22 protein-coding genes are annotated in these 26,823 nt (G+C 67.6%); 13 read left to right on the forward strand and 9 right to left on the reverse strand.

The genetic code is table 11. From position 1 onward, the window contains the following. Window positions 1-136: 136 nt before the first annotated feature. The 6 genes from AC0CH8_RS18205 to AC0CH8_RS18230 form a co-directional block, all read right to left on the reverse strand. Window positions 137-1,969, reverse strand: a complete 1,833-nt coding sequence (locus AC0CH8_RS18205; protein ID WP_465241097.1) for an acetyl/propionyl/methylcrotonyl-CoA carboxylase subunit alpha — start codon at window positions 1,967-1,969, stop codon at window positions 137-139. Between the two features lie 163 nt (window positions 1,970-2,132). Next, window positions 2,133-2,600, reverse strand: coding sequence for a nuclear transport factor 2 family protein (locus tag AC0CH8_RS18210; protein WP_465241098.1), 468 nt, complete (start codon window positions 2,598-2,600; stop codon window positions 2,133-2,135). Beyond that, the gene (locus tag AC0CH8_RS18215) at window positions 2,597-2,992 is read right to left on the reverse strand and encodes an endonuclease domain-containing protein (protein WP_465241099.1); all 396 of its coding nucleotides are present in this window, start codon (window positions 2,990-2,992) and stop codon (window positions 2,597-2,599) included. The genes AC0CH8_RS18210 and AC0CH8_RS18215 overlap by 4 nt, the downstream gene beginning before the upstream one ends. A gap of 142 nt (window positions 2,993-3,134) precedes the next feature. Then, window positions 3,135-4,730 (reverse strand): carboxyl transferase domain-containing protein, encoded by a 1,596-nt coding sequence (locus tag AC0CH8_RS18220; protein ID WP_465241100.1) that lies wholly within the window; start codon window positions 4,728-4,730, stop codon window positions 3,135-3,137. Between the two features lie 256 nt (window positions 4,731-4,986). Further along, window positions 4,987-6,150, reverse strand: a complete 1,164-nt coding sequence (locus tag AC0CH8_RS18225; protein WP_465241101.1) for an isovaleryl-CoA dehydrogenase — start codon at window positions 6,148-6,150, stop codon at window positions 4,987-4,989. Between the two features lie 57 nt (window positions 6,151-6,207). Beyond that, window positions 6,208-6,597 carry an acyl-CoA thioesterase gene (locus tag AC0CH8_RS18230; RefSeq protein WP_204198760.1) on the reverse strand — a complete coding sequence of 130 codons (390 nt, stop codon included), beginning with the start codon at window positions 6,595-6,597 and terminating at the stop codon, window positions 6,208-6,210. Window positions 6,598-6,724: 127 nt separating this feature from the next. Here AC0CH8_RS18230 and coxB point away from each other — a divergent pair, with 127 nt between their 5' ends. From coxB to AC0CH8_RS18280, 10 genes are all read left to right on the forward strand, one after another. Beyond that, window positions 6,725-7,651, forward strand: coding sequence for a cytochrome c oxidase subunit II (coxB, locus tag AC0CH8_RS18235; protein WP_465241102.1), 927 nt, complete (start codon window positions 6,725-6,727; stop codon window positions 7,649-7,651). Beyond that, window positions 7,648-10,164: a cytochrome c oxidase subunit I gene (gene ctaD / locus AC0CH8_RS18240; protein ID WP_465241103.1), complete on the forward strand. Its 2,517-nt coding sequence runs from the start codon at window positions 7,648-7,650 to the stop codon at window positions 10,162-10,164. Before coxB ends, ctaD begins: the two co-directional genes overlap by 4 nt. Beyond that, on the forward strand, window positions 10,161-10,538 hold the full coding sequence (locus tag AC0CH8_RS18245; protein ID WP_465241104.1) for a hypothetical protein: 378 nt from the start codon (window positions 10,161-10,163) through the stop codon (window positions 10,536-10,538). Before ctaD ends, AC0CH8_RS18245 begins: the two co-directional genes overlap by 4 nt. Beyond that, complete coding sequence (locus tag AC0CH8_RS18250; protein WP_465241105.1) at window positions 10,535-11,110, forward strand: cytochrome c oxidase assembly protein; 576 nt, start codon at window positions 10,535-10,537, stop codon at window positions 11,108-11,110. The genes AC0CH8_RS18245 and AC0CH8_RS18250 overlap by 4 nt, the downstream gene beginning before the upstream one ends. Further along, window positions 11,107-12,159, forward strand: coding sequence for a c-type cytochrome (locus AC0CH8_RS18255; RefSeq protein ID WP_465241106.1), 1,053 nt, complete (start codon window positions 11,107-11,109; stop codon window positions 12,157-12,159). The genes AC0CH8_RS18250 and AC0CH8_RS18255 overlap by 4 nt, the downstream gene beginning before the upstream one ends. 237 nt (window positions 12,160-12,396) lie before the next feature. Further along, window positions 12,397-14,331 (forward strand): acetate--CoA ligase, encoded by a 1,935-nt coding sequence (acs, locus tag AC0CH8_RS18260; RefSeq protein WP_465241107.1) that lies wholly within the window; start codon window positions 12,397-12,399, stop codon window positions 14,329-14,331. A gap of 29 nt (window positions 14,332-14,360) precedes the next feature. Next, complete coding sequence (locus tag AC0CH8_RS18265; protein ID WP_465241108.1) at window positions 14,361-14,816, forward strand: GreA/GreB family elongation factor; 456 nt, start codon at window positions 14,361-14,363, stop codon at window positions 14,814-14,816. Beyond that, on the forward strand, window positions 14,816-14,995 hold the full coding sequence (locus AC0CH8_RS18270; RefSeq protein WP_204198752.1) for a hypothetical protein: 180 nt from the start codon (window positions 14,816-14,818) through the stop codon (window positions 14,993-14,995). Before AC0CH8_RS18265 ends, AC0CH8_RS18270 begins: the two co-directional genes overlap by 1 nt. A 144-nt stretch (window positions 14,996-15,139) precedes the next feature. Further along, window positions 15,140-16,312 (forward strand): BaiN/RdsA family NAD(P)/FAD-dependent oxidoreductase, encoded by a 1,173-nt coding sequence (locus AC0CH8_RS18275; RefSeq protein ID WP_465241109.1) that lies wholly within the window; start codon window positions 15,140-15,142, stop codon window positions 16,310-16,312. Window positions 16,313-16,355: 43 nt separating this feature from the next. Continuing rightward, window positions 16,356-18,083 (forward strand): DEAD/DEAH box helicase, encoded by a 1,728-nt coding sequence (locus AC0CH8_RS18280; protein ID WP_465241110.1) that lies wholly within the window; start codon window positions 16,356-16,358, stop codon window positions 18,081-18,083. 416 nt (window positions 18,084-18,499) lie between these two features. Here the strand turns inward: AC0CH8_RS18280 and AC0CH8_RS18285 are convergent, their stop codons facing one another. Both AC0CH8_RS18285 and AC0CH8_RS18290 read right to left on the reverse strand, forming a co-directional pair. After that, window positions 18,500-20,992, reverse strand: coding sequence for a PhoX family protein (locus AC0CH8_RS18285; RefSeq protein WP_465241111.1), 2,493 nt, complete (start codon window positions 20,990-20,992; stop codon window positions 18,500-18,502). Between the two features lie 153 nt (window positions 20,993-21,145). Further along, window positions 21,146-21,916 (reverse strand): competence/damage-inducible protein A, encoded by a 771-nt coding sequence (locus AC0CH8_RS18290; RefSeq protein ID WP_465241112.1) that lies wholly within the window; start codon window positions 21,914-21,916, stop codon window positions 21,146-21,148. A gap of 51 nt (window positions 21,917-21,967) precedes the next feature. Between AC0CH8_RS18290 and map the strand changes: the two genes are divergently transcribed. The 3 genes from map to AC0CH8_RS18305 all read left to right on the forward strand — a co-directional run bounded on the left by map (window position 21,968) and on the right by AC0CH8_RS18305 (window position 26,319). Further along, entirely contained in the window at window positions 21,968-22,795 is an 828-nt protein-coding gene (gene map / locus AC0CH8_RS18295; RefSeq protein WP_211534425.1) for a type I methionyl aminopeptidase, read from the forward strand. Between the two features lie 45 nt (window positions 22,796-22,840). After that, window positions 22,841-25,060 carry a phosphoribosylformylglycinamidine synthase subunit PurL gene (gene purL, locus AC0CH8_RS18300; RefSeq protein ID WP_465241113.1) on the forward strand — a complete coding sequence of 740 codons (2,220 nt, stop codon included), beginning with the start codon at window positions 22,841-22,843 and terminating at the stop codon, window positions 25,058-25,060. 143 nt (window positions 25,061-25,203) lie between these two features. Beyond that, on the forward strand, window positions 25,204-26,319 hold the full coding sequence (locus AC0CH8_RS18305; RefSeq protein ID WP_465241114.1) for a trypsin-like serine protease: 1,116 nt from the start codon (window positions 25,204-25,206) through the stop codon (window positions 26,317-26,319). Between the two features lie 42 nt (window positions 26,320-26,361). Here AC0CH8_RS18305 and AC0CH8_RS18310 read toward each other — a convergent pair whose 3' ends face one another. Further along, window positions 26,362-26,793 carry an Hpt domain-containing protein gene (locus tag AC0CH8_RS18310; RefSeq protein WP_204198745.1) on the reverse strand — a complete coding sequence of 144 codons (432 nt, stop codon included), beginning with the start codon at window positions 26,791-26,793 and terminating at the stop codon, window positions 26,362-26,364. Between the last annotated feature and the right edge of the window lie 30 nt (window positions 26,794-26,823).

Here is a 26,823-nt window from a genome sequence, read left to right on the forward strand (position 1 = left end):
CCCGTAAGGCCGCCGCTGCGGTGAAACCCATCTAGGGAACACCTCAACACCCGTCAAACCCTTTCTGTCAGAAATATGCAAAAAATCGGCTCTGGCTGGTTTGCGCCCTTGGCGGGCAGCACAGGCGCTCTGAGGGCTAATCGGCGGAACGATCGATACGCACCAGCAGCGTTCCCTCGGTCACCTGGCCTCCGGTGCTGGCGGACAGCGCGGCGACGGTGCCGGCGAACGGGGCGACGAGCGAGTGCTCCATCTTCATCGCCTCTAGGGTGACGAGCTTTTGGCCGGGTGCAACCCCCTGCCCTTCGACCACATCCACCGCGATGATGCGGCCGGGCATCGGCGCGAGGATCGCGCCATCTGCGGCGCCACCCGCCGCCGCGCCATCGACACGCCAGCGGGCGAGTTCCCAGACCTGACCACCCTCGGCGATCAGGATGTGATCGTCCTCAACGGACTCGGCGGCGCCTTCCGCGAAGTCGATCTCGATCGTCTGGCCGTCGAGCAGGAACCAGCCCTGCCGCCGGGGTGCGGCATTCAGGCGAAATCCTCCCTCCCCGGCGAGGGACGCGGCGGCATCGGCGAGCGCTTCGTCGCTGGGCAAAACGGGCGGCATCAGCCCCTCGCCCTCGCGTGCGATCAGGCCGGTATCGACGGTGCCGGCGACGAAGTCCGGGTGGTCCAGCGCCTCGACCAGGAAGCCGGCGTTGGTGCGGACCGGCCAGATCACCGCCTCGTCCAACGCGTCGGCCAAGGTTTCGCGCGCCTCCTCTCGCGTCGCGGCGTGGGCGATGAGCTTGGCGATCATCGGATCATAGAACGGGGAGACCTCCGCCCCCTGCTCTACGCCGGTATCGATGCGGACGGACGTGCCGAGATCGAAGACGTCGAGCCGCCCGATGGAGGGCAGGAAACCCTTGGCGGGGTCTTCGGCATAGAGGCGCGCCTCGATCGCATGGCCGTCGATCGCCAGATCGTCCTGCGTCATCGGCAGCGGTTCGCCGCTCGCGACGCGCAATTGCCATTCGACGAGGTCCTGGCCGGTGATGGCTTCGGTGACCGGATGTTCGACCTGAAGCCGGGTGTTCATTTCCATGAACCAGATCCGGTCGGCGGAGAGGCCGGCGGAGGCGTCGGCGATGAACTCGATCGTGCCCGCGCCGACATAGTCGACCGCACGCGCCGCCTTGACCGCGGCGTCGCACACCGCCGCGCGGGTGATCGGGTCCATACCGGGCGCAGGCGCTTCCTCGATCACCTTCTGGTGGCGGCGTTGCAGCGAACAGTCGCGTTCGAACAGGTGGACGATATTGCCGTGGGTGTCGCCGAACACCTGCACCTCGATGTGGCGGGGCGACAGGATATACTTCTCGATCAGCACGCGGTCGTCGCCGAACGAGGACGCCGCCTCCCGCCGGCAGGAGCCGAGCGCGTCGGCGAAGTCGGTGGCATCGTCGACGCGGCGCATACCCTTGCCGCCGCCGCCCGCCACCGCCTTGATCAGGACAGGATAGCCGATCGCATCCGCCTCCGCGGCCAGACGTTCAGCCGATTGATCTTCGCCGAGATAGCCGGGCGTGACGGGCACGCCAGCGGCGATCATCCGCGCCTTGGCGGCATCCTTCAGCCCCATCGCGCGGATCGAGTCCGGGTGCGGACCGACCCAGATCAGACCGGCGGCGATCACCGCCGCGGCGAAGTCGGCGTTTTCCGACAGAAAGCCATAACCGGGGTGGATCGCCTCCGCCCCCGTGTCGCGCGCCGCAGCGAGGATGCGCTCGCCGACGAGGTAGCTCTCACGCGCCGGCGACGGGCCGATGGGCACGGCTTCGTCGGCGAGGCGGACGTGCAGCGCGGTCGCGTCCGCGTCCGAATGGACCGCGATCGTGCGGATGCCGAGGCTGCGCGCGGTGCGGATGATGCGGCAGGCGATCTCGCCGCGGTTGGCGATGAGGAGCGATGCTATCATGCTGAAAAGCCTTGGGCGGCAGTGTCGAAGTGGAGGAAGTGGAGGCGCCGGACGGGGTTCTTCCACTTCGAGCCGAACCGCGCGACGGGGCGCGATCGGTGGGGGCTGGAGGACGATGGCATGACCGCCCGATCATAATGATCGCGGCCGGTGTAGGACAGCATCAGCGCGCCTCGCAGCCGGTCGAGCGCTGCGACCAGGTGACGTTCAGCACCTTCCAGCGGCCCTGTTCGCGGATCAGGTCGAAATGGTTGACCCCGCAGTGATCGGGCTTGCCGTCGACGGTGAAGACGTATGGTCCCCAGACCATTGCGATGTCGCCGTCCACCTCCATCGCGGGGTCGGGCATGCGCTCCGCCAGCTTTTCGGCGCCGGGTTTGATGCCGCCGGCGAACTCGGCCCAGCTCAGATGGCGGATCGTCCGGCCGCCGTCCGCACGCTCGACGACGACGGTCGCGCCACCCTCCGGCCGCGTCTCGGCGGTGATCGCCGCGCCGTCGCGCGTGCCGACCGCGGCGAGGATGCGGTTGACCGGGGCCATGACGGACGCGGCGTCCGGGTCGGTGTAGGGGAGCGGGTTCGCCGGCGGCAGCTTGTCGGATTGCAGCAGGAGGAGGAGCGGGAGGATCATGGCGGGGGTCCTTCATTCTCCTCGGCGAGGGCAAGGAGGCGGTCGGGCGATGAGGTCGCGACGATGTGGTCGATGACGGCCGACAGGTCAGCGAGAATGGCGCTTGCCGCGATGCGCAATGTCGCGATGTCGTGCAGCGTCAGCCACGCATTGCGCGACGCGTCTTTTGCCGGGCGCTCGCCACGGTTGTGCGCTTCACCGTCGACCTCGATCGCGAGATCGGCAGAGGCGCAGAAAAAGTCGAGGATGTAAGGTCCAGCCGGGTGCTGCCGGCGAAACTTCAAACCTGCCGGGCGCTTGCGGAGTTCTCGCCAGAGGAGCACCTCCGGAAGCGACATGTCGCTGCGCAGGGTTCTCGCCCGACGAACAGTGACGCCCGGAGCTCTCAGCATGCAGTCCTCCCCGGCACGGGGAGGGGGACCAGCGTAGCTGGTGGAGGGGCAGCCGCGAGCCGTGTCGCTCGGGGCTGCCCCTCCGTCACGCCTTCGGCGCGCCACCTCCCCGTGCCGGGGAGGATCGAAGCGACGATCCCCTTCACATCCGGAACACACCGAAGCGCGCGGCTTCGGGGACGGGAGCGTTGAGGCACGCTTCCAGCGCCAGTCCGAGCACGTCGCGCGTCTGGACGGGGTCGATCACGCCGTCGTCCCACAGCCGTGCGGTGGCATGATAGGGGTTCCCCTCATCCTCATATTTGCGGCGGATCGGGGCCTTGAAGGCTTCGGCTTCCTCGGGCGTCCACGTGTCGGCGTCGCGGTGAACCGTGGCCAGCACGGAGGCCGCCTGCTCGCCACCCATCACGCTGATCCGCGCATTCGGCCAGGTGAACAGGAAGCGCGGCGAATAGGCGCGGCCGCACATGCCGTAATTGCCCGCGCCGAAGCTGCCGCCGATCAGCACCGTAATCTTCGGCACGCTGGCGGTGGCGACGGCGGTGACCAGTTTCGCGCCGTGCTTGGCGATCCCCTCCGCCTCATACTTCCCACCAACCATGAAGCCGGAGATGTTCTGGAGGAACAACAACGGGATACGCCGCTGGCAGGCGAGCTCGATGAAGTGCGCGCCTTTTTGGGCACTCTCGCTGAACAGCACGCCGTTATTGGCGAGGATCGCGACGGGCATGCCGTGGACGTGCGCGAAGCCGCAGACGAGCGATGCGCCGTACAGTGCCTTGAACTCGTGGAACTCCGATCCATCAACCAGCCGGGCGATGACCTCGTGCACATCATATGGTGCGCGAACGTCCTGCGGGACGATCCCGTACAGGTCCTCGGCCGGGAAGCGCGGTTCGACGGGAGCGCGCATGTTCACGTCGGATTCGTGCTGTGGCGGCAGCGTGGCGACGATGTCGCGGACGATCGTCAGCGCGTGCTCGTCGTTCTCGGCGACGTGATCGACGACGCCGGAGCGGCGGCCGTGCGTATCGGCGCCGCCCAGCTCCTCGGCGGAGATGACCTCCCCCGTCGCCGCCTTCACCAGCGGCGGGCCGGCGAGGAAGATCGTGCCCTGGTTGCGGACGATCACGGTTTCGTCCGACATCGCCGGCACGTATGCGCCGCCCGCGGTGCAGCTTCCCATCACGCAGGCGATCTGCGGAATACCGAGCGCGGACATATTCGCCTGATTGAAGAAGATGCGCCCGAAATGATCGCGATCGGGGAAGACCTCCGCCTGATGTGGCAGGTTCGCGCCGCCGCTGTCGACGAGGTAGACGCACGGCAGCCGGTTCTCCTGCGCGATCTCCTGCGCGCGGAGGTGCTTCTTGACGGTCAGCGGATAATAGGTGCCGCCCTTCACCGTGGCGTCGTTGCAGACGATCATCACCTGCCGACCGGACACCCGGCCGATGCCGCAGATCAGGCCCGCGCCGGGGACCTCGCCGTCGTACAGTCCGTTCGCGGCAAGCTGCCCGATCTCCAGAAACGCGCTGCCGGCGTCGAGCAGGCGCTCGACACGGTCACGAGGGAGCAGCTTGTTGCGCGCGGTATGGCGGTCGCGGGACTTCTCCGGGCCGCCGAGCGCGAAGGCTGCGACGCGGGTGCGGAGGTCTTCGGCCAGCGCGCGGTTGTGGGCGGCGTTGGCGCGGAAGGTGTCGCTATCGCGCGAGAGATTGGTGGCGAGGCGGCTCACCGGGCGTGGGTCCGTGCGGGGGCGTGCGGTCGGCCGCCGGGCTGAGTCGCAAGCTTGGAGGGCTTCTGACGAGGGTCGCGCCGCTGTGATGAAGCAAGGCGCTGCTCCCCTCCCTGCGAGGGAGGGGTTGGGGGTGGGTATCGGTCGGGCGATGCGGAAGCCCCACGCGATGGCGCGAAGGTAGCGCGGACATCCACCCACCCCCGGCCCCTCCCTTGCAGGGAGGGGAGAAGATCCGTGCAACCTTCTGCGCCCCTCACTGCGCCACCTTCTCTGCGGCACCGATCAGTTCGCGGCCGATCAGCATGCGGCGGATCTCGTTGGTACCCGCACCGATGTCGAGCAACTTGGCATCGCGGAGGAAGCGCTCCACCGGCCAATCCTTGGTATAGCCCGCGCCGCCAAGCGCCTGCACCGCCTCGCCCGCCACCTTGAACGCGTTCTCGCTCGCGAGCAGGATCGCACCCGCCGCGTCGAAGCGCGTCGTCTTGCCCGCGTCGCAGGACCGCGCGACCGCATAGACATAGGCGCGGGCGGAGTTCAGCGCGACGTACATGTCGGCGACCTTCGCCTGCATCAGCTGGAACGTACCGATCGGCTGGCCGAACTGACGACGCTCGCGAATATAGGGCAGCACCACGTCGAGGCACGCCTGCATGATGCCGAGCTGGATGCCCGCCAGCACCGCGCGCTCGTAATCGAGCCCGCTCATCAGCACGCCGACACCCCCATTTTCCGGCCCCATCACGTTTGCAGCCGGGACCATGCAGTCGTCGAACACCAGTTCGGCGGTGGGCGAGCCGCGCATACCCATCTTGTCGATCTTCTGGCCGATCGAGAAACCGGGCATATCCTTTTCGATCAGGAAGGCGGTGATGCCGCGGCTCCCCTCCCCCGTCTTCGCATAGACGACCAGCGTGTCGGCATAGGCGGCGTTGGTGATCCAGAACTTCGTGCCGTTGAGGCGAAAGCCGTCGCCGGTCTTCTCCGCCCGCAGCTTCATCGACACGACGTCGGACCCTGCCCCGGCCTCCGACATCGCCAGACTGCCGACATGCTCGCCGGAGATGAGCTTGGGGAGGTACTTCGCCTTTTGCTCGGCATTCGCCCAGCGGGCGATCTGGTTGATGCAGAGGTTCGAATGCGCGCCGTAGCTGAGCCCGACGGAAGCGGAGGCGCGGCTGACTTCCTCGCACGCGACGACATGATCGAGATAGCCGAGCCCGAGCCCCCCATCCTCTTCGGCGACGGTGATGCCGTGCAGGCCGAGCTCGCCCATCGCCGGCCACAACTCGATCGGAAAGCGGTCCTCCGCGTCGATCGCGGCGGCCAGCGGCGCGATGCGCTCGCTCGCGAAACGGCGCGTGGTGTCGCGGATCATGTCCGCGGTTTCACCCAGCGCGAAGTCGAAATCCTGCATGCCCTCTCCGTATTTTCGTCTAGCCCTAGCCGGACACGAAGATGAGGCCAAGTCGTATCAGAAGAAACGATCGATCACGGCGCGGGTCAGTCGCGCGGGCCGGTGGGTCGTGGCGTCGATGCAGCACCAGCTCGACTTCACCTCCGCCAACACTTCCTCGCCGCGGCGGATCACCGTGTCGTAGAAGGCGCGGGCGCCCTGCACCTTTTCGAGGATGACGGTGGCGATCACCTCGTCGTCGAGGAAGGCGGGCTTGCGATAGGTGATCTCGTGGCGGAGCGCGACCCAGAGATGCGCCGCAACCGCTTCTGCGGGCGCCAGTTTCTGCCAGTGGCTGATGACCGCTTCCTGGACCCATTTCAGATAGCTGGCGTTATTGACGTGACCCATGAAATCGATGTCCGCTGGGTCAACGTCGATGACATAGGCGTGGGGCAAGGTCGTCATGGCCGCAGCATAACATGGACGCCCCGTCCGCGCTAACAGCAATGTCAGCAATTGGCAGGCTGCACGAACATTCAGGCGAACAGGGAGCCGAACGATCATACGGGGGAAACTTCATCTTTTCGGGCTATTGGCGGCGCTGTCGCTCGCCGGATGCAACCGGCATCAGTCCGCGCTCGCACCGTTCGGGGTAGAGGCGAGTTCGACCCGTGACCTGACGATCACACTGTTGATCGGCGCGGTGGTCATCGCCGTCGCGATGTCGCTGCTGATCCGGCACGCGATCCGCACGCCGGGCGAGCGGTTGACGCATCGTCAGGGGATGAAGCTGGTGCTGTGGGCGGGCGGCGTCGTGCCGACGATCCTGCTGTTCACGCTGCTCGTCACGTCGCTGCCGGCGATGCGGCCCCTCCCCACCTCGCGCGCCGACCTGACGATCAATGTCGAGGGGGAACAATTCTGGTGGCGCGTCGCCTATCGCCCGCCGAACGCCGCGCCGGTCGTCTCCGCCAACGAAGTGCGGGTGCCGGTCGGGCGGACGGTGGCCCTGAAGCTGATGGGCGGCGACGTGATCCACAGCTTCTGGATTCCCGGTCTGGCCGGCAAGATGGACATGATCCCCGGCCGCACCAACACGCTCGTCGTGCGCGCGACGAAGCCGGGGCGATTTCGCGGCGTCTGCACCGAGTTTTGCGGGTTGAGCCATGCGCTGATGGCATTCGACGTGGTGGCGATGGAGCCGGCCGCGTTCGACCGCTGGCTGGCGGCGGAAGCCAAGCCGGCGGCGGGCGGTAACGCGCTGTTCGCGCAATACGGGTGCGGCGGCTGCCACGCGATCCGCGGCACCGGCGAGGCAGGCGCGATCGGCCCCGACCTGACGCATTTCGGCGCGCGCCAGACGCTGGCGGCCGGCGTCCTGCCGATGACGACTGCCAATGTCGCCAGTTTCATCCGCCACCCGGAAAAGACCAAGCCGGGCGTCCGCATGCCCGCCTTCGACCACATGACACCGGCCGACGCCGTCGCGCTCGCCCGCTATCTCCAAGGGCTGAAATGAGCGACCAGAACGACCTGACCCTGCGCGCCGAGCAGGAGGAGCGGCTGCGCGCCGTATGGAAACCGCCCGAGGGGTTGTTCCTGCGCTGGACCGACGTGAACAATAACCGGGTCGGCGTGTGGTACACGCTGACCGCCTTCGGCTTCATGCTGTTCGCGGGCGTGCTGGCGCTCATCATGCGGACGCAGCTTGCAGTGCCGGAGAACGACCTGGTCTCCGCAAACACCTTCAACCAGCTGTTCACGCTGCACGGCTCGATGATGATGTTCCTGTTCGCCGTGCCGATGTTCGAGGCGGTGTCGATCATCCTGCTGCCGCAGTTGCTGGGGGCGCGCGACCTGCCGTTCCCGCGGCTGTCGGCGTTCGGGTACTGGAGCTTCCTGCTTGGTGGCGTCTTCGTTGGCGGGTCGATCTTCTTCAACGCCGCGCCCGATGGCGGCTGGTTCATGTATCCGCCGCTGACGACGCGCACCGATCTGTCCGGCCTCGGCGCCGACATCTGGATGCTGGGCCTCAGCTTCATCGAGGTGTCGTCGGTCGCCGCCGCGGTCGAGCTGATCGTCGGCGTGCTGAAGTGCCGGCCGCCCGGGATGCGGCTGAACCTGATGCCGCTCTATGCCTGGTACATCCTGGTCGTGGCAGTCATGATCCTGTTCGCCTTCCCGCCGCTGATCGCGGGCGACCTGCTGTTCGAGATGGAGCGCCTGCTCGGCTGGCCATTCTTTGATGCGGCGAAGGGTGGCGATCCGCTGTTGTGGCAGCACCTGTTCTGGATCTTCGGGCATCCCGAGGTCTACATCGTCTTCCTGCCGTCGATCGCGCTGTTCGCGATGTTGATCCCGACCTTCGCGCAGCGGCACCTGCTCGGCTATCCGTGGATCGTGCTGGCGGCGGTCGGCACCGCGTTCCTGAGCTTCGGCCTGTGGGTCCACCACATGTTCGCGACCGGACTGCCGAAGATCAGCCTCGCCTTCTTCTCCGCCGCGTCCGAAGCGGTCGCGATCCCCACCGGTATTCAGGTGTTCGCGTTCATCGCCACCCTGTGGGCGGGCCGCGTGATCTGGTCGACGCCGCTGCTGTATGCGGTCGGCTCGATCGCGATCTTCACGATCGGCGGGCTGACCGGCGTGATGGTCGCGATCGCACCGTTCGACTGGCAGGCGCACGACACCTATTTCGTCGTCGCCCACCTGCATTACGTGCTGATCGGCGGCACCCTACTGCCGCTGTTCGGCGGCCTCTATTATTACTGGCCGCTGATTACCGGCAAGAAGCTGTCCGACAGGATCGGGCGGATTGCATTCTGGGTGATGTTCGCCGGCGCGAACCTCGCCTTCTTCCCGATGCACCTGTCGGGGTTGGAGGGGATGCCGCGCCGCGTGTTCACCTATCCGGCCGAACTCGGCATCGGTGGGCTCAACATGGCATCGACGGTCGGCGCGTATCTGTTCGCGACCGGCGTGCTGATGGTGTGCATCGACCTCGCCTTGTCGCCGACCCGGCCGAAGGGCGTCCGCAATCCGTGGAACGCCGGCACGCTGGAATGGCTGGCCAAGCCAGAGGACGAGAATTGGGGTATCCGGTCGGTGCCCCTGATCGAGAGCCGCTACCCGATCTGGGATCAGAAGGACTTCGTCGCCAAGGTCGACGAGGGCCGCTTCTTCCTGCCCGATGCGGAGGAGATGAAGCGCGAGACGATCGTCACGACCGTTCTCGACGCGCGACCGCTACAGGTCGTGCGCCTCGGTACGCCCAGCTTCATCCCGATGGCGACGGCGGTGGCGCTGGGCAGCGTGTTCATCCTGACGACCTATCACCTCTACTGGTGGTCGCTGGCGGGAGCGTTCGTGACGCTCGGCTGCGTGCTGACATGGCTGTGGACGGGCACCGCGATCATCCCGGAGAAGCCCGAGAAGTCGATCGGCCACGGCATCGTCGTGCCGCTGTATATCTCTGGCCCTTCAGCCAGCGGCTGGTGGGCGATGTTCATCACGATGCTGGCGGATGCGACAGCGTTCTCCGGGCTTGTGTTCGGCTATTATTTCTACTGGACCGTCCACCCCGACTTCCCGCCGCCCGACGCAGCCGGACCGGGCGTGTTCTGGCCGATGGTCGCAATGGGGACGCAACTGGCAAGCTGGGCCGCAACGGTGGTCGCGCGCGAAGTGCATGCCCGTGGTCAGGTCCTCGCCGCCCGCAGCCTGCTGATCGTCGGTATCGTCCTGACGCTCGCCAGCCTGCTTGCCGGATTGGCCGGGCCGTGGTTCACCGGTCTGAACCCGTCCGAGCATGTCTATCCGGCGATCGTCTGGGTCCTGGCGATCTGGACGGCGGCGCATGCCGGCGTCGGCGTGATCTGTCAGGGCTATACGCTCGCGCGCAGCATCGCCGGCAAGATGACGCCGCGATACGACGCCGACCTGCGCAACATCACCGTGTTCATGCACTTCCTCGCGCTGACCGCCGTCGTCACCTACGCCACGATCGGCCTGTTTCCCGGAGCATCGTCGTGAAACGCCTGCGCGACCGGATCGCCGGACTTCGCGTCACGCTATGGACGCTGATCGTGCCGCCGAGCATGTGGGCGGCGCATTTTCTGTTTTCGTACCTGTGGGCGGCGCTCAACTGTGCGAAGGTCGGCGAGTTCGCGACCTTCCCCACGCTGTTCGCGATCGGCACCGCGGTGGCGCTAATCGTGATTGTGGCGGCCGGATGGGTCGCGCATGTTCAGGCCAATCGCAAGGGCGACACGCCGCCGCATGACTCGGGAACGGAGATCGATCGCCTCCGCTTCCTCGCCACGGCGACGGTGCTGCTGGCGGCGCTGAGCTTCATCGGCGTCGTGTTCACCGCCATGCCGGTCATCTTCCTGACGGATTGCCGATGAAGCGCGCTGCGTTGATCGCCGGGCTGATCCTGCTGCCGCTCGGCTGGGCGGCGGCGATCGTCGGGGGCATGACCGGGCATATGGCCGGACACATGATCGCCGTCGCGGTCGCGGCGCCGCTGGTGGCGTGGGGGCTTCATGGCAGCCGCCTCGATCCTGCCGCGCGCTGGCCGCGCACCGTAACGCCGATGGCGATGATGCTAGTGGAACTGGTCGTCGTGTGGGGCTGGCACGTCCCGTCGATGCGCGCGCTGGCGGATGGCAGCGGCGTGTGGCTGGCGATCGAACAGGCGAGCTTTCTCGCCGCCGGCCTGTTGCTCTGGAGCGCGGTGTTCGCCCCAGGTCACCGCGCGGGCGGCATCGGCGCGCTGCTGCTGACATCGATGCACATGACGTTGCTGGGCGCACTGATCGGCCTAGCGCCGCGCCCGCTCTATGCGTCGATGAACCACGGGATGGAAGATCAGCAACTGGGCGGCGTGGTGATGCTGATGATCGGCGCGGCGAGCTATTTCGTCGGCGGGCTGGGGATGCTGGCCGGACTTCTGAAGATGCGGGAGGAGCCGGCATGACGCTGAGGATTACCTGGAAGCGCGTCGCCGCGACGCTGTTCACGCTCTTCGCGGCGGGCATGCTGTTCGCGTGGTCGGGGCTGTTCAACGTCGCCGCATCGAGCGGACACTGGCCCGTGACCGACTGGTTCCTGCACTGGGTCATGCGCAACTCGGTCAAGACGCACGCCGCCTTCTCCGCGCCCGACGATCCGCGCGCGCAGCAGGAGCTGGTCAGCGCGGCCGGGCATTTCGCGGGCGCCTGCGCCTCGTGCCACGGTGCACCCGGCCGCCGCCCCTCGCCGGTGATGCAGGCGGCGACGCCCCCCGCGCCCGATCTGGCGGTGAACGCGAAGGAATGGACCGACAAGCAACTGTTCTGGATCCTGCAACACGGCGTCAAATACAGCGGCATGCCCGCGTGGGGGGCACCCGAGCGCCCGGACGAAATCCGCCGCATGGTCGCCTTTGTCCGCCGCCTGCCGACGATCAGCGTCGCCGAATACCGTTCGCTGACAGAAGCCGCCGCGGGAGCCGGTGTCGCGGGCGTGAAGGATGGCGTGCTCGCCGGATGTGCCGGATGCCACGGTGCGGACGGACAGGGGCGTGGGCAGCCGGACATTCCGGTGCTGGGAGGACAACGCCCCGAATATCTGCTCGCGGCGCTGGACGCCTACGCGCAGGGCAAGCGGCACAGCGCGGTGATGGGTAATGCCGCCGCCGCCCTGTCCGCCGACGAGATGCGGGCGCTGGCCCGGCATTTCGCGGCGTTGCCGGGGATCGGCACCGTTACCCCCTCCGGCTCGACAGCGGCGCAGCGGATCGTGGAGAAGGGCCTGCCCGAGATTCAGCTGCCGGCCTGCGCCAGCTGCCACGCCGCGGGCAAGGGGTACCCGGTGCTGAACGGCCAACGCGCCAGCTACATCGCCCAACGCCTCCGCCAATGGCGGGGCGAGAAGGAGGTCGTCGATGCCCGCAAGAGCCATGCGACGATGCCGGTCATCGCGCGGCGCATCCCGGCTGACATGATCGATCCTTTGGCGACGTATCTGGCCGGGGGGCAGCAATAGGCTGTTCTGCCGAGGCTGCGCCCTGTCCACCTGCTCCCACCCCGGCGAACGCGGGGGTCCAGTTGCGGTGAAGACGATGGGTCTCACGGCCTGCGCGGCAACTGGGCCCCGGCCTCCGCCGGGGAAGTGGGAGGAAAGAAAGGCTCTGCAACTCCCGGCGCGAATAGCCGCAGATCACCGATGCCCTTCCTCGCCAAACCACGTTACCACCGCACCCAAACGAGAGAGGATTCGCCGATGACCGCAGACCTGTTCCCCGTGCCGGACGAGTGGGCGACGCAGGCCAGGATCGATGCGGCGGGGTACGACCGGCTCTACGCGGCGGCGAAGGACGGACCCGACGCGTTCTGGCTGGAGCAGGCGAAGCGGCTCGACTGGATCGACACTCCTACCAAGGCCGGAGACTGGTCGTTCGACGAGGCCGATTTCCACATCGAGTGGTTCGCGGATGGCACACTCAACGCTGCCGCCAACTGCCTCGACCGGCATCTGGTCGAGCGCGGCGATCAGGTCGCGATCATCTGGGAACCGGACGTCCCGACCGAGGAACCGCGCCGCTTCACCTTCCGCGAATTGCATGCGGAGGTCTGTCGCTTCGCCAACGTGCTGAAGGCGAACGGCGCGACGAAGGGCGACCGCGTCACCATCTACATGCCGATGATCCCGGAGGCGGCGTTCGCGGTGCTCGCTTGCGCCCGCATCGGCGCGGTGCATTCGGTGGTGTTCGGCGGCTTCTCCGCCGACGCGCTCGCGGGGCGGATACAGGATTGCGACTCGCGCATCGTCGTCACCGCCGACGAGGGTCGTCGCGGCGGCAAGCGCGTCGCGCTGAAGGCCTGCGTGGACGAGGCCGCCACCCGAGCGCCCAGCCTGGAACGCGTCATCGTCGTCAAGGCGACCGGGGGCGACGTGACGATGGGCGAGCGCGACGTCTGGTATCACGAGGCCGCCGCGCAGGTGTCGACCGACTGCCCGCCCGAGCCGATGAACGCGGAGGACCCGCTGTTCATCCTCTATACCAGCGGCTCGACCGGCAAGCCGAAGGGTGTACTGCACTCGACCGGCGGCTATCTGCTCTGGGCCAGCCTCACGCACGAATGGTGCTTCGACTATCGACCCGGCGAGGTGTGGTGGTGCGCCGCCGATATCGGCTGGGTCACCGGCCATACCTATATCCTGTACGGCCCGCTCGCGAACGGCGCGACGACGCTGATGTACGAGGGGCTGCCGAACTGGCCCGACGCCAGCCGCATCTGGCAGGTGGTCGACCGGCACAGGGTCACCGGGCTGTTCACCGCCCCCACGGCGCTGCGTGCGTTGATGAAGGAGGGCGACGCGCCCGTCACGGCGACCGATCGCTCCAGCTTGCGCATTCTTGGTTCTGTCGGGGAGCCGATCAATCCGGAGGCGTGGCGCTGGTACCATGATGTCGTCGGCGAGGGTCGCTGCCCCATCATCGACACGTGGTGGCAGACGGAGACGGGCGGCGCGCTGATCGCCCCCCTGCCCGGCGCGACCGCGCTGAAACCGGGCTCCGCGACCAGGCCCCTGCCCGGCATCTTTCCGCAACTGGTGGACGAGAAGGGCGCGGTGCTGGACGGCGCCACCTCCGGCAACCTCTGCATCACCGGCAGTTGGCCGGGGCAGATGCGAACCGTCTGGGGCGATCACGACCGCTTCTTCCAGACCTACTTCACGACCTATCCCGGCAAATACTTCACCGGCGACGGCTGCCGCCGCGACGAGGACGGTTATTACTGGATCACCGGCCGCGTCGACGACGTCATCAACGTGTCCGGGCACCGGATGGGAACGGCCGAGGTCGAGTCGGCGCTGGTCCTGCACGCCAAGGTGGCGGAGGCGGCAGTCGTCGGCATGCCGCACGAGGTAAAGGGTCAGGGCATCTACGCCTATGTCACGCTGAACGGCGGCGTCGCGGCGAGCGAAGAGCTGGCGGCCGAGCTGAAACAATGGGTCCGCCGCGAGATCGGCCCGATCGCCACGCCCGACGCGATCCAGTTCGCGCCCGCTTTGCCCAAGACGCGATCGGGCAAGATCATGCGCCGCATCCTGCGCAAGATCGCGGAGGGCGACACCGGCGCACTCGGCGACACCTCGACGCTGGCCGATCCGGCGGTGGTGGACGATCTGGTGGCGAACCGCGTCGGTTAGACCTATCTGCTCATGATGGATCACCTGTCATGAGCGTCGCCTTCCGCCGGGAAAGCGACGAGGAACATCTGGAGCCGCGCTTCGAACTGCCGATCCCGCCGGGACCCAACCGGGTCACGGCGGCCGGCCCCGCGCTGATCGCGGGCAAGGTCGTCGATCTGGAGGCGCGCATCGCCGCCGCCTCGACGCAGGACGCCGTGCCGCTGCTGCGCGAGCTGCGCTACTGGCGGACGCGCGCGGCGACGGTCGAGGTCATGCCGCTGCCCGAAGACGACGAGGTCGGGATCGGCAGCCGCGTGACCTTCGCATTGAACGGGGCCGAGCGCACGCTGGCGATCGTCGGGCACGACGAAGCGAACGGCGAAACGGCCGTCGGGTTCGCCGCCCCGTTGGCGCGTGCGATGATCGGCTTGCAGGCAGGCGAGACGGCGGACTTTCAGGGTCGCCCCGACGCCATCCGCATCCTGTCGGTGGAGAATCACTAATGGCCGAAAAGTTCGAACGTCACCGCCAGCCGTGGAAGACCGAGGAGGTGCAGAAGCTGCACCAGTTCGCCAAGAAGGGCATGGCGCTGAAGGCAATCGCCAAGGCGCTGACCCGCAGCGAGGAGTCGGTCAAGGATCGCGCCAAGGCGGACGGGCTGTCGATCGCGAAGTTGCGGTGAGCGATGTCACTTAGTCCACCCCGGCGGAGGCCGGGGTCCAGGCTCGGCCAGCGCCGTAAATCCCACTGCCCGCGTGGCAACTGGACCCCGGCCTTCGCCGGGGTGGGGGGGGATTTTGCAGCGTACTGGCGCGACACTTCGTAAATGACCCAAAGCTACGACGCCATCATCCTCGGCGCCGGCGCGGCCGGCCTGTTCTGCGCGGCCACCGCCGGTCAGCGTGGGCGAAGGGTGCTGCTCGTCGATCACGCAGACCGGGTGGGCAACAAGATCCTGATCTCCGGCGGCGGGCGGTGCAACTTCACCAACGTCGACGCGGTGCACAACCGCTACATCTCCGCCAACCCGCACTTCGCCCGCTCCGCACTCGGCCGCTACACCGCCGCCGACTTCGTCGCGCTGGTCGAACGCTACGGGATCAAGTGGCACGAGAAGACGCTCGGCCAGTTGTTCTGCGACGGCTCGGCGCGCCAGATCGTCGACATGCTGCTGGAGGAATGCGCGATCGGCGGCGTCGAGATCGCGCTCGGCCGGCCGGTGCACGACGTGGCGCATGACGGCAGTTTCCGCGTGACGATCGGCGACCGCATCGTCACTGCGCCCGCGCTGGTGATCGCCACCGGCGGCCCGTCGATCCCGAAGATCGGCGCGACCGACTTCGCCTATCGCCTTGCGCGCCAGTTTGGGTTGAAGCTGGTCGAGCCGCGCCCCGCCCTCGTTCCGTTGACGCTCGGCCCCGACGAGACGCTGTTCCGCGACCTCGCCGGCGTCGCCGCACCGGTGATTGCGCGCGGCGACGGTCCGGGCTTCGCGGAGGCGGCGCTGTTCACGCACCGCGGCCTGTCCGGCCCGGCGATCCTGCAAGCCTCCAGCTACTGGCGGCACGGCCAGCCCGTCGCGATCGACTTCACCGGCGGACGCGGTGCCGACTGGCTGGTCGAGGCGAAACGCGCCAACCCCCGTGCCTCCGCCGTGAAGACGCTCGCGACCGCCCTCCCCGGCCGGCTTGCGGAGGCGCTGGCAGAGCGGCTGGCGCTGCCCGGCAATCTCGCCGATCAGTCGGACAAGGCGCTACGCCACGCCGGGCAACGCCTGGCCGAGTGGCAGTTCCGCCCGAACGGCACCGAGGGCTATGCCAAGGCGGAGGTCGCAGTGGGTGGCATCTCCACCGCCGCACTCTCTCAAAAAACGATGGAATCGAAGAAGGTACCGGGACTTTATGCGATCGGCGAGGCGGTCGATGTGACCGGCTGGCTGGGCGGTTATAATTTTCAGTGGGCTTGGGCGAGCGGTTGGGCTACAGGCCAATCCCTATGATCGGTTTGCCGATGCGGCACCGACACCCCATATCCCAGGCTCTATGATCCCCGAAAACCTGCCCCCGCTTCTGGCCGAGGCGCTTAGCGCGCGTGGCTACGAGACCCTCACCCCCGTCCAGGCTTCGGTCGTGGCCGACGATGCGAAGGGCCGCGACCTGCTCGTGTCCGCGCAGACCGGCTCCGGCAAGACGGTCGCCTTCGGCCTTGCGATGGCGGACGAGTTGATGCCCGACGGCGCGCTCGACCGCCCCGCCGCACCGCTCGCGCTGGTCATCGCCCCGACCCGCGAATTGGCCCTTCAGGTCAGCCGCGAGCTGATGTGGCTCTTCGCCTCCGCCGGTGCGCGCATCGCCACCTGCGTCGGCGGCATGGACGCCAGCCGCGAGCGTCGCTCGCTCAATCAGGGCGTGCACATCGTCGTCGGCACGCCCGGCCGGTTGCGCGACCATCTGGAGCGAGGCGCCCTGAACCTCGCCGCGCTGCGCGTCGCCGTCCTCGACGAGGCGGACGAGATGCTCGACATGGGCTTCCGTGAGGATCTGGAGCAGTTGCTCGACGGCACGCCGGAAACCCGCCGGACGCTGCTGTTCTCGGCCACGCTGCCGCGCCCGATCGTGGCACTCGCCCGGACTTATCAACGCGATGCGCTGCGCATCTCGACGGTGGGTGAGGATCGCGGCCACGGCGACATCGAATATCAGGCGATGGCCGTACCGCCGTCCGATATCGAGAACGCCGTCGTGAACCTGCTGCGCCTGCACGAGGCGGAGACGGCGATGCTGTTCTGCGCCACGCGCGATAACGTTCGCCACCTCCACGCCAGCCTGCTGGAGCGCGGCTTCGCGGCCGTCGCGCTGTCGGGCGAGCATTCGCAGAACGAGCGCAACGCCGCGCTTCAGGCGCTGCGCGACCAGCGCGCCCGCGTCTGCGTCGCTACCGACGTCGCCGCGCGCGGGATCGATCTGCCCAGCCTGTCGCTGGTCGTTCACGTCGAGCTGCCGCGTGACGCCGAGACGCTCCAGCACCGCTCCGGCCGCACCGGTCGCGCCGGTCGCAAGGGCACTGCGGTCCTGATCGTCCCCTATCCGAAGCGCCGCCGCGTCGACATGATGCTGCGCAGCGCCCGCATCGCGGTGACATGGACGCCGGTGCCCAGCGCCGACGATATCCGCGCCGCCGATCGCGAGCGCCTGCTGACGCAACTCGCCGAACCGGTGGAGCTGGACGAAGAGGACAACGCGCTCGGCCTGCGTCTGCTCGAACAGCGCGAGCCGCACGAGATCGCGGCGATGCTGGTCCGACTGATGCGAAGCCGGCTGCCCTCGCCCGAGGAGATGCTGGAATCGTCCGAGCCCGATCGCGGCCAGCGCGGCGGCGATACTCGCACCGGCGAGCATCGTCCGGGTTTCGACGACACGGTCTGGTTCAAGATGGACATCGGTCGCCGCCAGAACGCCGATCCGCGCTGGCTGCTGCCGCTAATCTGCCGCCGCGGCCATGTCACGCGCGACGAGATCGGCGCGATCCGCATCGACCAGAACGAAACCCGCGTGCAGATCCCGCGCGCCGTCGCCGCCAAGTTCGCGGCCTCGGTCGCGAAGACCGCCGGTCAGGGCAACGACGAGAGCGGCATCACGATCATCCCCGCCGACGGCCCGCCGCCGCAGGCTCCGCGTGGCGCAGGTGCCGGCGCCGGCCCACGCGGCCGCAAGCCCAACGGCCCACGTCCTGCGAGCTATTCGGCACGCCCGACCCGCCCCCGGCGCTGACACCCCCCTATCCCTCTCCCCTTGGGAGAGGGATAGGGGAGCGAAGCGACGGAAGGGTGAGGCCCGGCTGCAGCCCCACTACCCTCTCCCTTCCCAAGGTTTCGCCGCGAGCCTCTTCCCTCTCGCAGTGGGAAGGGGCCCGCGGGGCGAAGCCTCTAGTGATCGATGCGGCTGATCGCCGTCATGCCGGGCTCGTCCCGGCATCCACCGCTCCACAATCATCATGCTGGAGTTGCCTGCCGCACGGCAGATGCCGGAACACGTCCGGCATGACGGTGGGCGCCCCCCGTTCCCCTCTCCCCTTGGGGGAAGGAGGAGCGAAGCGAAGGAAGTGTGAGGACAGGCCGTAGCCGACACCGTCCTCGCCCCTCCCAAGCTCCAGACACGCGCCTGCTAGGGAGCAGCGACGCAAGACCTCAGATCCCCACGACCCCGCCGTCGTCCCTGGTGATGACGATCGTCGCGGAGCGCGGCCTCGCCGAACCGGTCGCCGCACCTGTCTGCGTATAGGGCCAGCTCGACGTGTTGTTGCCCGCTCCGCCGCCCTCGCCGGGGTGCTGGATGTTGACGAACAGCGACTTGCCGTCCGGCGTCGAGTGGATGCCGGTGATCTCGCACTGCTTCGGCCCGACGAGGAACCGGCGCAGCGTTGTGCCCGGCGTCTTGCCGATGCGCGTCACCGCGCTGCTGGACGCGCCGCCGAGCGAATTCACGACCGTCCGCGTGCCGCCGTCACCGACCGCGCCGGGGATCGCGGCCAACATCATGCAGTTCGTCACATCGGTGTACGACCCGTCGTCGGTCTGCAACCACAACAGCGGTGTCGCCTGCCCGGTAACGTTGCTCGGCAGGCCGAACCACATGCCATCCGGTGACGAAAAGTCATTCGTAGCATCCAGTTGCGACAGGTTTATGTTGTTGGGGTCGAGGTCCGAGCCCGCACCGAAGGCATAGATGTCCCATGCGAAGGTCGTCGCTTCCGACGTGTCCGCCGTCTCGCGCAGACGAATGACATGGCCGTTGACGTTGCCGGTGCTCGCCGCGCGCCCGTCCGTCTTGGGGTCGGTATAGGCACGCGGGTTGGCGGCATCGACGCGGCCGGCGGACCGAGACGCATTGTTGGTCAGCGTGCAGTACATTTCGCCCGTCGCCGGATTGACCGCGGTCCATTCCGGACGGTCCATCGGCGTCGCACCCAACGCATCGGCAGCAAGCCGAGCGTTGACCAGCACATCTGCCTGATCGGCGAACGGGTAGGTCGCGTTGGCGCTGGTCAGCGGCCCCTGACCGAATACCAGCGGCAGCCACTGGCCGCTGCCGTCGGCATTGAACTTCGCGACGTAAAGCGTTCCGGCATCGAGATATTTATCGCCGATCGCCAGACGGTTCGTCGCGGTCGCATCCGCCGCCGACCAGGGCGTGGCCGACACGAACTTGTAGATATATTCGTTCTGAGCGTCGTCGCCCATGTAGAAGGCGGGCTTCACGCCGGCGATCGTGCGGCCGACCTCGCAACCTTCGTGGTTCATCCGGCCGAGTGCGGTGCGCTTGCGCGGAGCGGCGGCGGGATCGAACGGGTCGATCTCGACGACCCAGCCGAAAGTAAACGGTTCGTGGCTGAAGTCGCCGGTGCCGTCGTTCGGCGTGCCGGGGACGATCGTCGCGTTCCAGCGCGCGAACACGGTGCTGGTGGCGTCGGTCGACACCGCAGTCGACCACGCATAGTTGCCGGCGCGACCCTGCCCGATCCCATAGCGGGCGAGCGAGACGTTCTCCTTCGCGCGGCCGGCGGCGGTGCGGGCGGCGACGTCGCCGGTATCGCGGCGGAAATAGCCGGCCCAGTTCTCTTCGCAGGTCAGATAGGTGTGCCACGGCATCGTGCCGTTCGCGCAATTGTTGATCGTGCCGCGACCCGCGGTGCCATCCGTGGACTGGCGCGTGCGCAGCATCGCGTTGCCGCGCACCGGGCCGCTGAAGGTCATCGGCGTGTTCGGCGTGACGCGGCGGTTCAGCGTCGAGCCCTGCGTGTAGCTCCACGCGCCGGTCGCCGAAGCGCGTGCGACCTCGATCACCGACACGCCATGCGCCTCGATCTCCTTGATCGCCTCCGATGCCAGCCGCACCGCACCCGCGGTGACGCCGTTCGGGTGAAGATAGGATTCGGTGATGTTCTCATGGTTCATCGCCAACAGGCCGCGCAGGCTGCTGGTCGGATCGGGCGCGGTGCCGCTGGCGGACAGGCCGAAATAGCTCATGCCGTCATGATGGTCGCCGGCGCGCTGCGCGAAGTTCGTGTCCGTGCCGTTGTTCGCATAGGCTGGGACGCTCCCGGAAATCGGATCGCCCAGACGGTACAGCACCGATACGCTGTAACCGGTCGGCACCGCTACCACGTCCGCCAGGCTCTTCGGTACGGCGGTGAAGCCCAGCATCGTCGGCATCAGCGTGACGGTGGTCTCCGACAACGACCGAACGCCGTCCGGGCTGGTCGCGGTGAAGCGGAACACCAGCGGCGTCTGCGCGGTCACGGCGGGGGCGGAGAAGGTCGCCGTGTTGGTCGTCGCATCGGTCAGGTTCACCGGCGTGCCGGACACCTGCTCCCACTGCACCGAGGCTGCCGTGCCGCTGGTGACCGAGCCGGCGAGCTGCACCGTCTTCCCACCGCTGGTCGTGATGTTCTGGCCAGCGTTGACGATCGCCGCCTCGCCGTCGCCGTTCCCATCCTCGCCGCATGCCGCGAGCAGCATGCCGCCGAACGCCGCCGCACCCGCTGCGCGCAGGCCACCCATCAGCGTCTGGCGACGCGAATAGCGGACCGCGATCAGGTCGCTCAGGTGCTGGTTCTGCGAGCGGTTGGTGTCGATGTCGCCATCGTCATAGGCGAGTGCGTCGGCGTTCAGAATCGTCATCTGGTATCCCCCGGTATGGCCGTGGCCGGCCGATGGGGGCGCAATGCCGGTGTCCCATAACAACACCGTGACGTGCGCGTTGCGGATCAGCGACGGGTCCGCGTCAGTTTGATGACAGGAGCTTCATCAACCCACGGATGATGCGGCAATATCTCAGATGCCGCCGTCCGTGACCTCGCGTCCGGTGGCGACCAGCGCCGCGCTCAGGTCCGCGATGCACGCATCGACATGAGCCGCATCCGGGCTGCGCACGACGAAGTTCGCACCGACGCGCCCGTCGCGGAAAAAGGGATAGCTGCCGATCGCGATCCCGCCCTCGGCCTGCGCATACGCCTTCTCGGTCGTGCGGAGCAGGTCCGCGACCTCGCTTTCGGCGACCCAGCAACCGATGGTGCGCGACACGACGGGGCGGCCGCCCTCCAGTGTTCCGGTCAGCCGGTCGAGCATCCCGGCGGTGATGTGCGGCACCCCCGCCATGATGAAGATGTTGCCCCAGCGGATGCCCGGCGCGCCCGACACGCGGTTCTCGATCAGCGTCGCGCCTTCGGGCACGCGTGCCATCCGTGCCCTCGCCTCGGTCATGCCGCCCCGCGTCTGGTAATAGGCGTCCAGCGTCGCCAGCGCGTCCGGATGGTGCACTACGCCGACGCCCAGCGCCGTCGCGATCGCATCGACGGTGATGTCGTCGTGCGTCGGGCCGATGCCGCCGGTGGTGAACAGGTAATCGTTGCGCGCACGCAGTGTATTCACCGCCTCGACAATTGCCTCCTCGCGATCGGCTACGACGCGCACTTCGCTGAGGCGAATGCCCTGGACATTGAGCCACGCCGCCAGCTGGGCGACGTTCTTGTCCTGCGTCCGGCCGGACAGGATCTCGTCGCCGATCACGACGAGGGCGGCGGTCCAGATGCGGCTGCTCTCCATCCCGCTCGCATAGCCTCGCAAAGCCGCGCCCGCCACGCTATATCCGCGGATATGACCGAATACGTGACCGTCACCTCCGACGCGCCCGAAGCCCGCACCGGCGCCATCAAGCTCCACGGCCCCGCCGCCTTCGTCGGCATGCACAAGGCGGGCAAGCTCGCCGCCGAAACGCTCGACATGCTGGTGCCGCACATGGTGCCCGGCGTGACGACCGCCGAACTCGACCGTCTGATCTACGACTTCGTGCTGGCCGGTGGCGGCGTTCCCGCGACGCTGGGGTATCGCGGCTATACGCATTCGACCTGTATCTCGATCAACCACGTCGTCTGCCACGGCATCCCGTCGGAGAAGACGCTGAAGTCGGGTGATATCGTCAACGTCGACGTCACCCCGATCGTCGACGGCTGGCACGGCGACTCGAGCCGCATGTACCTGATCGGCGACGTTCCGCTGAAGGCGAAGCGCCTCGTCGAGGTCACCTACGAATGCCTCATGCTCGGCATCGAGCAGGCGAAACCCGGCAACCACATGGGCGACGTCGCGCATGCGATCCAGCGCCACGCCGAAAAGCACCGCTACGGCGTCGTCCGCGATTTCTGCGGCCACGGCGTCGGCCGCCTGTTCCACGACGCGCCGGAGGTCGTCCATGTCGGCCGCCCCGGCACCGGCCCGGAACTGCGGCCCGGCATGATCTTCACGATCGAACCGATGATCAACATCGGCCGCCCCGACGTGAAGCTGCTTGACGACGGCTGGACGGCGGTGACTCGCGACCGGTCGCTGTCGGCGCAGTTCGAACATTCGATCGGCATCACCGACGACGGCTGTGAGATCTTCACCGTGTCGCCCAAGGGCTATCACCAGCCGCCGTTCGATTAACCTGGGCGGGGTGACGCGGCGAACGGTCGCCGCTAAAGCCGCCCCATGACCCAGATCACGCCCGAGATCGTTGCCGAGCACGGCCTGTCCACCGAGGAATATGACCGCGTCCTGCACGCGCTCGGGCGGGAACCCAACCTCGTCGAGCTCGGCATCTTCTCGGTGATGTGGTCGGAGCATTGCAGCTACAAATCCAGCCGCATCCATCTCAAGAAGCTGCCGACCACCGGACCGCGGGTGATCTGCGGGCCGGGCGAGAATGCCGGCGTCGTCGATATCGGCGACAACCAGGCCGCGATCTTCAAGATGGAGTCGCACAACCACCCCTCCTACATCGAACCCTATCAGGGTGCCGCGACGGGCGTCGGCGGCATCCTGCGCGACGTGTTCACGATGGGCGCGCGGCCGATCGCCAACATGAACGCGCTGCGCTTCGGCCGACCCGACCACCCCAAGATGCGCCACCTGATCGCGGGCGTCGTCCACGGCATCGGCGGCTACGGCAATTGCGTCGGCGTTCCGACGGTCGGCGGCGAAGTGAATTTCCACCCCGCCTATGACGGCAATATCCTCGTCAACGCGATGACGGTCGGGATCGCCGATCAGGACAAGATCTTCTATTCCGCGGCCTCCGGCATCGGTAATCCGATCGTCTATGTCGGTTCCAAGACCGGTCGCGACGGTATCCACGGCGCGACGATGGCGTCCGCCGATTTCGGCGACGACGCCGACGCCAAGCGGCCCACGGTACAGGTCGGCGATCCCTTCACCGAAAAGCTGCTGATCGAGGCGTGCCTGGAGCTGATGGCTACCGACGTGATCGTCGCGATCCAGGACATGGGCGCGGCCGGCCTGACCTCCTCCTCGGTCGAGATGGCGTCGAAGGGCGGCGTCGGCATCGAACTGGTGATGGACGACGTACCCCAGCGCGAAACCGGCATGACGCCGTACGAGATGATGCTCTCCGAATCGCAGGAGCGCATGCTGATGGTCCTGAAGCCCGGCCGCGAGGCCGAGGCGGAGGCGATCTTCCGCAAATGGGAACTCGACTTCGCCGTCATCGGCCGCGTCACCGATACCGGCCGCATGGTCCTCACCTTCAAGGGCGAGACGGTGTGCGACATCCCGCTCGGCCCGCTTGCCGACGAAGCACCGCTGTACGACCGTCCGCACGTTCCGACGCCGAAGCCCGCGCCGCTCGACAACGTGCCGGGGTGCAAGGACATCGCGGCCGACCTGACGACGCTGATGGGGTCGCCCGACATCGCCTCGCGCCGCTGGATCTGGGAGCAGTACGATCACATGGTCGGCGCGGACACCGTGCAGCGCCCCGGTGGCGACGCGGCCGTCGTCCGCGTCCACGGCACCGACAAGGCGCTGGCGATCACCACCGACTGCACGCCGCGCTACTGCTTCGCCGACCCGGTCGAGGGCGGCAAGCAGGCGGTGGCGGAGGCGTGGCGCAACATCACCGCGGTCGGTGGCAACCCGCTGGCCGTCACCAACTGCCTGAACTTCGCCAACCCGCAGCGGCCGGAGATCATGGGCCAGATCGTCGGCTGTCTGGAGGGGATGAGCGACGCCTGCCGCGCGCTCGACTTCCCGATCGTGTCCGGCAACGTCTCGCTCTACAATGAATCGAAGGCGACCGGCGGCGGCTCGGCGATCCTGCCGACGCCCGCGATCGGCGCGATCGGCCTGCTCGCCGACTGGCAGAAGAACGTCACGATCGCCTTCAAGGGCACCGGCGACATCATCCTCGCGGTCGGTACGCGCGGCGGCCATCTCGGCCAGTCGCTGTGGCTGCGCGAGGTGCATGGCCGCGAGGAAGGCCCGCCGCCGCCCGTCGACCTCGCCGCGGAGCGTCGCACCGGCGACTTCATCCGCGCGCGAATCGAGGCGGGTCAGGTCACCGCCTGCCACGACGTGGCGGACGGCGGAGTCGCCGTGGCGGTCGCGGAAATGGCGCTGGCCAGCGGCATCGGCGCGATGATCGACCGCAAACAGCCGTTCGATTGCGCGCGCAGCTTCTTCGCCGAGGATCAGGGCGTCTACATCGTCACGGTCCACGATCCCGCCCTGCTCGACTTCCTGGCGGAGGCGCACGGTGCCGATATCGAGGTCGAGCCGCTCGGCCGCACGGGGGGCAAGCGTTTGATATTCGAACGTCCCGACCGGGACGACGTTGTCGCGCTCGATACGCTCCGCGCCGCGCACGAAGGGTTTTTCCCGAAGCTGATGGGGGCGGATGCCGCGTTGGCGTGAACGTCGATCGACGTCGACACGTCCCCGGATGATCCAAAAAGAGACGACATCCGAATTTCATCGTTGGAAATGGTAAATCCCCTGTTAAGCAACCTCTGACGCCAAGCGAAACTCGCTTTCGTCGGGGGAATAGGGGAATAATCTTGAAGAACGTCATTTTGGGCGCGCTCGGCGCGACTCTGGCGCTGAGCGTTGCTGCACCGGCATCGGCCGTGTCGCTGACCGCCATTTCGGCTCCGACCATCGTCGGCCAGACGTCGACGGCGACGCTCGCGGGCGGCGGCAACCCGCTCTATGCCGCGACCGCCGCCCGCTACAGCGGCGTCGTGTCACTGATCATGGAAACGGCCGCCGGCAACTTCATCTGCTCGGGCTCGCTCTTGGGCGATCGTCAGTCGATCGTGACCGCCGCACACTGCGTCAGCGGTGGGGCCGGCACGGCAACCCCGATCAAGACCACGGCTTATTTCTACGGTGGTTCCGATCAGGACGTGGTTCCCAGCAACAGCCCGCTGGCGACCGCCGTCGATGTGTCGGCCTATTTCGTCAACGCCGGCTACACCGGCCAGGTCGTCGACGAGAACGACATCGCCGTTCTCCGCCTCGCTGATCTGGCCCCGGCGTTCGCCACCAGCTACGGCCTGTTCACCGATGACCTGACCGGCACGGACTTCAATGTCTCCGGCTTCGGTCGTCGTTCGGATACCGGCGGTTCGGTCGGCGCCAACCTCGGCACGGGGCGCCGTCGCCAGGGTGACAACACGTTCGATTATGCGATCGGCGATGCCGCTTTCAACGGCCAGTTCCTGTCGGCGTTCGGCGGCGACGCGGCGAAGAGCCGCATCATGCTCGCGGATTTCGACAATGGCTCCACTGCACAGGACAGCGGCTGCCGGATTGCCGTCGCGCTGGGGGCCGGCAACGGCTTCTGCGATCTCGGCCGCGGTGCAACCGAGGTCATGATCGCCGGCGGCGACTCGGGCGGTCCCAGCTTCGTGAACGGACGCATTGCGACGGTGACGTCGTTCATCTCGTCGTTCGGCATGAATTTCGGCGACGTCGATAATGTGCTCAACAACAGCTTCGGCGAGCTTGGCGGCTTCGTACCGGTCAGCATCCATCAGGCGTTCATTCGTCGGTCGATGGTCGGCGGCGCAGTGCCGGAGCCGGCGACGTGGGCGATGATGATGCTGGGCGTCGGCGCGGTTGGCGGCTCGCTCCGCCGCCGCCGCCGCCGCACGTCGGTCAGCTTCGCCTGAACAGGGCTATCCCGGGTCGGCATGCGCCGGCCCGGGATCGTCTCACATACCTGCGGGAACGCTGCGACGACCGAAGCCACCGCCAGTCGGGCGGCGGACCGCAACGACGGGGCTGGCCTCCCGCTCCAGCAGCGTCAGCGTCTCTTCGAACAGCGGGCGCAAGCGAGCGACCGGCGACAGCGCCTCTTCCGGCGTGTCCTGCGCCTCGACGCAGTCGCGGCCGATGTTCTCGATCTTCTCCGCCAGCATGCCCAGCGGTTCCGCGCCAAACTGCCGCGCCTCCCCCTTCAGCGTATGCGCCGGAATGACCAATGCGGCGGCGTTGTTCGCGCGCATCGCCGATTCGATCGCGATCACGGACTTGACCCCGTCCTCGCGAAAATAGCCCAGGATGCGGACAAAGCCCGCGCCCAGTTCCGACCGCGCCTGGTTGTAGGCGGTCCAGTCGACCAAACTGCTGCCTTCGAACGACACGTTTCGCACTTCCTGCTGCTGATCCCAAAC

Source organism: Sphingomonas sp. AC435 (assembly GCF_979253005.1).